Source organism: Streptomyces sp. SID11385 (assembly GCF_010548245.1).
Lineage (GTDB): Bacteria > Actinomycetota > Actinomycetes > Streptomycetales > Streptomycetaceae > Streptomyces.
In genome coordinates, this window is sequence record NZ_JAAGLR010001185.1 from 1 (window position 1) to 7208 (window position 7208).

Genomic DNA, 7208 nt, shown 5'->3' on the forward strand with positions numbered 1-7208 from the left:
GCACCGACCCCGCCGCGTACGTCCGGGCCCTGGCGGGAGCCGGGGAAGCGGCCGAACTGACCGACCCGGCGGGGCTGGGCGGCTTCGGGTGGCTGCTCCAGGGGGTGGGGCTCGGGGCGGGCGAGGCGGCAGGGGACGTGGCGGGCGCGCGGGGGCTGGCGGCGCTGCTGGGTGGGGCTTCGGGGGGTGGGGCTTCGCGGGGCGGGGCTTCGCGGGGTGGGGGCGCGGGGCGGCGGGGGTGACCGGGGGAGGGGTGGCGGGGACCGGGCGGAGGGGCGCTTCTCCACCTTGGGGAGTACGGTGATCGCTCCCGGATCGACCCTTCGGTTGACCCCTCCCCCTCGTCCCCGTTCCTACGCTGGGCAACGTGCAGCGCCTCTACGACTTCATCCGCAGACACCCCTCGTGGGTCGACGCGTGCTGGGCCGTGCTCCTCGTCGTGGTGACGCTCCTCACCTTCGCCGGACAGCACGGGCAGCGCAGCATCCCGCTGTCCGTCCTCGTCCTGCTCGGCCTCGGCTGCGTCGTCGCGCTGCGCCGCCGCAGCCCCGAACGCGTCCTGCTCCTCGCCATCGTCCTCGGCGTCGCCCAACTCGCCCTCGGCGTACAGGTATTCGTCGGCGACTTCGCGCTCCTCGTCGCCGTCTACACGGCCGCCTCCCAAGGCGCGCGCTGGTCCTCGCGCCTCGCCCTCGTCGGCGCCTTCCTCGCCGCCCCGCTCGCGGAACTGCGCTGGCCGACCCGCACCGCCGGCACCTCCGAGGCGATCTTCTTCACGGGCATCCTGATGGTGCCCTTCGTCCTGGCCTGGGTCATGGGCGACTCCCTGCGCACCCGCCGCGCCTACTTCGCCCACCTCGAAGAACGCGCCGCCCGCCTCGAACGCGAACGCGAGGCCCAGGCGAAGGTCGCCGTGGCCGCCGAACGCGCCCGCATCGCCCGCGAACTCCACGACGTCGTCGCCCACAACGTCTCCGTCATGGTCGTCCAGGCCGACGGCGCCGCCTACGTACTCGACGGCTCACCCGACCAGGCCCGTACCGCGCTGGAGACCATCTCCGCCACCGGCCGACAGGCCCTCGCCGAGATGCGCCGCCTGCTCGGCGTGCTGCGCACCGGCGAACCCCGCGAGGCGGGCGAGTACGTGCCCCAGCCCGACGTCGACCAGATGAACGAGCTGATCGAGCAGGTCAGAGGCGCCGGGCTGCCCGTCGACTTCCGCATCGAGGGCGCGGTACGGCAACTCCCGCGCGGGGTCGAACTCACCGCGTACCGCATCGTGCAGGAAGCCCTCACCAACACCCGGAAACACGGCGGACCCGACGCCGGCGCCAGCGTCCGCCTCGTCTACTTCGACGACGGCCTCGGCCTCCTCATCGAGGACGACGGCCGCGGCGCCCCCACCGCACTCACCACCGACCGCGGCGCCGACGGCGCCGGCCACGGCCTCATCGGCATGCGCGAACGCGTCGGCATGGTCGGCGGCACCCTCGACGCCGGCCCCCGCCCAGGAGGAGGCTTCCGCATCAGCGCGCTGCTCCCCCTCAAAACAACCTGACCCCGCTGTTCCCCCTGGGGGCCCTCCCCCCCGCCCCCCGCCCCCACCCCTCCACCCACCGCCCACCCCGGGCCCTCACCACCCACCCCGGGCCCACCCTCCTACCCCCGCCCCACCCACGCCCGGCCCACCCCACACCGCCGCGCACGCCCGCCCGAGCCTGGTGCCCACCTCCGCCTCCGTCCCCGAAGGAACCCCATGCCGCCCACCCCACCCCCAGGCCCGAGCACCCCCGGCCCGAGCACCCCCGGCCCGAACACCCCCGGCCCGGGCACCCCCGGCGGAAGCGCCGCCGGCCGGAACGCTCCCGACCCGAACGCCTCGCGCCCGCTCAGCCCCGGTACCGACCCCGCCGCCCCCGGCACCAGCCCTGCCCCCTCCGGCACCCCCGGCCTTCCCGCCCCCATCCGCATCCTTCTCGTCGATGACCAAGCTCTGCTCCGGGCCGGGTTCCGGATGGTGCTGGCCTCGCAGGGGGATCTGGAGGTGGTCGGCGAGGCGGGAGACGGGCTGGAGGCGCTTGAGGTGCTGGAGCGGGTCGAGGCCGATGTCGTGTTGATGGATGTGCGGATGCCGCGCCTCGACGGGGTCGAGGCGACACGGCGGATTCATGAGCGTCCGGATGCGCCGCGCGTGCTGATCCTCACCACCTTCGACCTCGACGAGTACGCCTTCTCCGCCCTGCGCGCGGGCGCCAGCGGCTTCATGCTCAAGGACGTGCCGCCCAGCGAACTGGTCGCCGCGATCCGCGCCGTGCACAGCGGGGACGCGGTGGTCGCGCCGAGCACCACACGCCGGCTGCTCGACCGCTTCGCCCCGATGCTCCCCGGCACCGGTCCCGCCACCCACCCCGAACTCGACAGGCTCACCGGCCGCGAGCAGGAAGTCATGCGACTCGTGGCACAGGGCCTGTCCAACGGGGAGATCGCCGCCCGGCTCGTCCTCTCCGAGGCCACCGTGAAGACCCACGTCGGCCGCGTCCTCACCAAGCTCGGCCTGCGCGACCGCGTGCAGGTCGTCGTCCTCGCCTACGAGACCGGCATCGTCCGCGTCGGCGGTGGCCCCGGCGCCTGAACCCCCTCTACCCGCGCACCTCCTCCAACTCCTCCACCTCCTCCGTCCCTTCGTCCGTTCTGGTCCTCCCCGCGGGCAGGCATCCCAGCCATCCCGCTCACCTCAGCAGGTGGCCCACGAAGTCCGTCCCCAGCCGCGCCACGAGTTCGAGGTCCAGCTCGTGCAGCACGTACCGGCCGCGCCGGCTCGACGTGACCAGGCCCGCCCGCTTCAGCACCGCCAGGTGCCGCGAGACCTCCGGGGCGCTCAGCCCGTGCGCCTCCGCCAGCCCGATCGTGCTGTACGCCGAACGCGAGAGCAGACGGCACATCCGCATCCGCACCGGGTGCGCCAGCGCCTCCATCCTCAGCGTCAACTCCTCCACCGTCGGCCCCGGCGGCGGGTCCTGCGGGGCGACCGGGTAGTGCAGCACCGGCTGCCAGCCGTGCCGGTGCAGCACCATCAGGTGCGGACTGCCCAGCCGCGTGGGCACCAGGGTCAGCCCCTGCCGCGCCGCCGCGGTCCGCGCCGCGGTGAGTTTGTCCACCGTGATACGGGCCGTCTCCTCGTCGTACGTGATCGCCGGCGAGGCATGGGCCAGCGCCGCGCCCAGCCCCTTGCGGCGCAGCAACTCCGCCGTGTGCCGCGCGTCGGCCGCGAGGCCCGGCCCCACCCGCCGCCACGTATCGGCGAAGAACGCCTCCTCGCACTCCGTCATCAGCCCCCGGAACCACTCCCGCGCCCACCCCGGATCGGCGAGGACCCGCTGCGTGAAGTCGACCAGGGGCCGGCCCTGCGCCGCCGCCAGCGTCAGCGTGCGCCGCCGCACCACGACGTCCGTCAGCGGACTCGGTATCCGCGTTCCGTACGCCCCGTACGAGGGATCGCACACCGATTCGAGCAGCGCCGCCACGAAGTCCTCGTCCGGCACCCGGTCCAGAAGGTCCAGCTCTTCGGCGAGCGTCCCGGCCGGCTGCGCCTCCTCCTCCGCGGGCAGCCCCGCGAAGGCCGTGAAGACGTCCGAGAACGTCGCACCCCACAGGAACCTCGCCTCCTCCAGCCGGTCGGCCAGGTGCGGGGCCAGGCGCGCCGTGGTCGCCGTCACCCACGCCGCGAGCCGTGGATGGTGCCGGGACTCCGTGAAGGCGTGCAGCGCCATGCCCAGCTCCGCCAGCGGCGAGGGCTTCACCCGGACCCGGTCGTGGGGCAGCCCGGCAATGTCGATGATGACGCTCACCGCACCATGGTGCCCCGCCCCGGCCACCTCCCGTCAGCCCACGAAGGCCGCCGCGGGGCCGAAGCCTCAGCCCCGTTCCCCCTCTCGGCTCCCCTTCGCCAGCCGCGTCACGAAATCGGCGACCGCCTCCTCGATGTCCTCGTCCGGCCACTCCAGCGCCGCCCCGCTGACGGTCACCTCCGTGAACGCGGTCCCAGGCACCTGCTGGTCGTGCCAGGCGCCGAAAAGGCTCTCGCTCCGCTCCCACGCCTGCGCGATCCCCGCCTCGTCCAGCTCCCTCGCCGCATACGGCAGCCACAACTGGAACTGGTGCGTGTGCGGCACCTCCGGGTGCAGCCGGTACCAGGACACGCCGGACCGCTCCAGGCCGCGCCGCAGCGCCGCCGCCACCTCGCGCGCCCGCGCCACGTACTCCGGCAGCCGGGGCAGCTCGCGCTCCAGGCCGATCAAGGCACTCAGCGCGGTCGGGAACTGCTGGAAGATCTGGCCCCCGTACCGGTGCCGCCAGGCCCGCGCCTCGTCGACGAGCTGCTGCGGACCGGCGAGTACCGCCCCGCCCAGCCCTTCGAGCGACTTGTAGAAGGACACGTACACGCTGTCCGCGAGCGCCGCGATCTCCCGCAGGTCCTTCCCGAAGTGTGTCTCCGTCTCCCACAGGCGCGCCCCGTCGAAGTGCACGACCGCGTCGCGCTCCCGCGCCGCCGCCACCACCTCGACCAGTTCCTCCCAGCTCGGCAGGACGAAACCGGCGTCCCGCAGCGGAAGCTCCAGCATCAGCGTCCCGAACGGCTCCTCCAGCGCCGCCACCTCCGCCGCCGTCGGCAGCCGCGGCGCCCGCGTCGGGTGCACCGTGCGCAGCCCGCTCACCGTGTGGAGCGCGTCCCGCTCGTGCACCTCCGGGTGCGCCAGCGGGTGCAGCGCCACGACCGGGTTGCCCGTCCGCCCCGCCCAGGCGCGCAAGGCAACCTGCTGCGCCATCGTCCCGCTCGGGAAGAACGCGGCGGCCTCCGTACCGAGCAGCCCCGCGACCCGTTCCTCCAGCTCGGCGACGATCCCGCCGCCGTAGATGTCCACCGGCTCGTCCAGGTCGGCGACCGTGCCGGCCAGCCGCGCCAGCTCCTCGATCCGTTCCCCCAGCGAGTCCCGCATCCGCGGTCGGCTCAACGCCCGCCGCGCCGCACGCTGCGCGTCCCTGCGCCGCCGCTGGAGGGCCACCCCCTCGTCCTGCTCCGCCACCTCGGCGCGCCCCGCGGGCTCCTTCGCCGCCGTCTTCGCGTCAGCCATCGCCACCGCTCCTCTCGTCCGTTCGCTCGTTCGTTCCGGCCGTTGGATAGATCATGGCAAGCCGTCAAAACGACCGCCCAAAGTTATCCACAGGCGGCGTTGGCGGTCGTACCACCCGATAATCGCCCGCTGCTTCCCGCCCCGGTTCCGCCCCGCCGCCCCGCCCACCCGCCTTCGCGTTAGCATGACGAGAAATCGTCCGGTACCGGCAGCGGACTGGAACGGAAGGCCCCGCAGTGACCGACACGAACCCCCCGAGCCGCCACGGCGCGCCCAGCACGCCGAGCGCGCCCCCCGACCCCGCCTCGCGCCCGGCCCGCCTCGACATCGGCGTCGTCGGTGCCGGCCGGGTCGGCCCCGCGCTCGCCGCCTCGCTCGCCCTCGCCGGGCACCGCCCCGTCGCCGTCTCCGGCGTCTCCGACGCCTCGCGCAGACGCGCCGCGAGCCTCCTGCCCGACGTACCCCTCGTCACCCCCGACGAAGTCCTCGCGCGCGCCCAGCTCGTCCTCCTCACCGTCCCCGACGACGCCCTGCCCGGTCTCGTCGCCGGACTCGTCGAGACCGGCGCCGTCCGCCCCGGGCAGCTCCTCGCGCACACCTCGGGGCGGTACGGCACCAAGGTCCTCGACCCCGTCGTCCGCGCCGGAGGGCTGCCGCTCGCGCTGCACCCCGTCATGACCTTCACCGGGACACCCGTCGACGTGCAGCGCCTCGCCGGCTGCTCCTTCGGCGTCACCGCGCCCGAGGAACTGCGGCTCGCCGCGCAGGCGCTCGTCATCGAGATGGGCGGCGAACCCGAGTGGATCGCCGAGGAGGCCCGCCCGCTCTACCACGCAGCCCTCGCCCTCGGCTCGAACCACCTCGTCACCCTCGTCGCCCAGGCCATGGACCTGCTCCGCACCGCCGGGGTCGACGCGCCCGACCGCATGCTCGGACCGCTCCTCGGCGCGAGCCTCGACAACGCGCTGCGCTCCGGCGACGCGGCCCTCACCGGCCCCGTCTCGCGCGGCGACGCCGGCACCGTCGCCGCGCACATCGAACAGCTCCGTACGCACGCGCCGCAGATGCTCCCCGGCTACCTCGCCATGGCCCGCGCCACCGCCGACCGCGCCCTCAGCCACGGCCTCCTCAAGCCGGAACCCGCCGAGGACCTCCTCGACGTCCTCGCCGAGCCCCCGCACCCGCGCACGGACCCACCCGGAGGCACCGGCCCCGAGGACACGGGCCCCGAGGACACCGGCCCCACCGACCCCACCGGAGGCACCGAGTGACCACCCCGCACCACCCCACCGGCACCCCCGACGGCCCCGCCACCGGCACCCCCGACGGCCAAGCCCCCGGCACCCCGCCCTCCGCCGAGAACCCCGCCGAGAACCCCGCCACCCCCGCCGCCGAGCCCCCCTTCCTCCTCACCACCGCCGCCTCCCTCCACGCCCTCCCGCGCCCCACCGGCCGCCGTGCCCTCGTCATGACGATGGGCGCGCTCCACGAAGGCCACGCGGCCCTCGTCCGCGAGGCCCGCGCCCTCGCCGGGCCCGAGGGGCAGGTCGTCGTCACCGTCTTCGTCAACCCGCTGCAATTCGGCGCGGGCGAAGACCTCGACCGCTACCCGCGCACGCTCGAAGCCGACCTCGACCTCGCCGGCTCCGCGGGCGCCGACCACGTCCTCGCCCCGTCCGTCGACGAGGTCTACCCCGGCGGCGCGCCCGAGGTGCGGATCAGCGCGGGCCCCATGGGCGAGCGCCTCGAAGGCGCGAGCCGCCCGGGCCACTTCGACGGGATGCTCACCGTCGTCGGCAAGATGTTCCACCTCGTCCGCCCCGACCTCGCCCTCTTCGGCCAGAAGGACGCCCAGCAGCTCGCGCTCGTCCGGCGGATGGTGCGCGACCTCGCCTTCGGCATCGAGATCGTCGCCGTGCCGACCGCGCGCGAGAGCGACGGACTCGCGCGCTCCAGCCGCAACCGCTACCTCTCCGCGGACGAGCGCCGCAGCGCTCTCGCGCTCTCGCGGGCGCTGTACGCGGGCCAGGACGCCGCCGCGCGCGGCGAGGCCCCCGCGGCCGTACGCGCCGCCGC

6 protein-coding genes and 1 pseudogene are annotated in these 7208 nt (G+C 75.0%); 5 read left to right on the forward strand and 2 right to left on the reverse strand.

Going from position 1 to position 7208, the window contains the following annotated elements:
• The 3 genes and pseudogenes from G3I42_RS36500 to G3I42_RS36510 all read left to right on the forward strand — a co-directional run.
• Positions 1-242, forward strand: a pseudogene (locus tag G3I42_RS36500) (hypothetical protein); the annotation flags it as partial.
• A gap of 125 nt (positions 243-367) precedes the next feature.
• Positions 368-1558, forward strand: a complete 1191-nt coding sequence (locus tag G3I42_RS36505; protein ID WP_164291940.1) for a sensor histidine kinase — start codon at positions 368-370, stop codon at positions 1556-1558.
• A 405-nt stretch (positions 1559-1963) separates the two neighbouring features.
• Entirely contained in the window at positions 1964-2632 is a 669-nt protein-coding gene (locus tag G3I42_RS36510) for a response regulator transcription factor (protein WP_164291943.1), read from the forward strand.
• Between the two features lie 97 nt (positions 2633-2729).
• Here the strand turns inward: G3I42_RS36510 and G3I42_RS36515 are convergent, their stop codons facing one another.
• Together G3I42_RS36515 and G3I42_RS36520 are read right to left on the reverse strand one after the other, a co-directional pair.
• Entirely contained in the window at positions 2730-3848 is a 1119-nt protein-coding gene (locus tag G3I42_RS36515) for a DUF5937 family protein (RefSeq protein WP_343244757.1), read from the reverse strand.
• A 66-nt stretch (positions 3849-3914) separates the two neighbouring features.
• Positions 3915-5132 carry a beta-eliminating lyase-related protein gene (locus tag G3I42_RS36520; RefSeq protein WP_164291942.1) on the reverse strand — a complete coding sequence of 406 codons (1218 nt, stop codon included), beginning with the start codon at positions 5130-5132 and terminating at the stop codon, positions 3915-3917.
• A gap of 326 nt (positions 5133-5458) precedes the next feature.
• On the opposite strand from G3I42_RS36520, the gene G3I42_RS36525 reads away from it, so the two are divergent.
• Together G3I42_RS36525 and panC are read left to right on the forward strand one after the other, a co-directional pair.
• A complete protein-coding gene (locus G3I42_RS36525) occupies positions 5459-6403 on the forward strand; it encodes a DUF2520 domain-containing protein (protein ID WP_343244759.1) in 945 nt (314 codons plus the stop codon).
• On the forward strand, positions 6400-7208 hold an 809-nt coding region (gene panC, locus G3I42_RS36530), incomplete at its 3' end, for a pantoate--beta-alanine ligase (protein WP_343244758.1). The genes G3I42_RS36525 and panC, both read left to right, overlap by 4 nt.